Below are 255 nucleotides of genomic sequence, written 5' to 3'. Positions count from 1 at the left end.
CCAATCCGAGTGTGTGTCAGAATGGTCCCGTGCTTTCTCAATGTACCAAAAACAAAGACCATAAGAAGCTGGTCTTGCGCCACATTTGGCAGGATGCGTTGGACGAAGCAGAGCACTTGAGACACACTGACATAAATAGAGAGATCTATGCAAGACGGAAAGAAACGATTGAACGAGTCTTTGCCGATCTTAAACAAAAGCATGGACTGCGTTGGACGAACCTGAAGGGGCTCGAAAAAAATTCAATGCAGGCGA

At 46.3% G+C, this 255-nt stretch carries 1 protein-coding gene; it reads left to right on the top strand.

All coding sequences use genetic code 11. From position 1 onward, the window contains the following. Positions 1 to 255: transposase (locus MW695_RS23310; protein ID WP_247107630.1), on the top strand; the 255-nt coding region annotated here is incomplete at both ends.

This window comes from Halalkalibacter sp. APA_J-10(15), assembly GCF_023017105.1.
Taxonomy (GTDB): Bacteria; Bacillota; Bacilli; order Bacillales; family Bacillaceae_D; genus Halalkalibacter.
The sequence above is the reverse complement of the archived record's forward strand: the minus strand, read 5'-3'. Positions and strand labels throughout refer to the sequence as shown.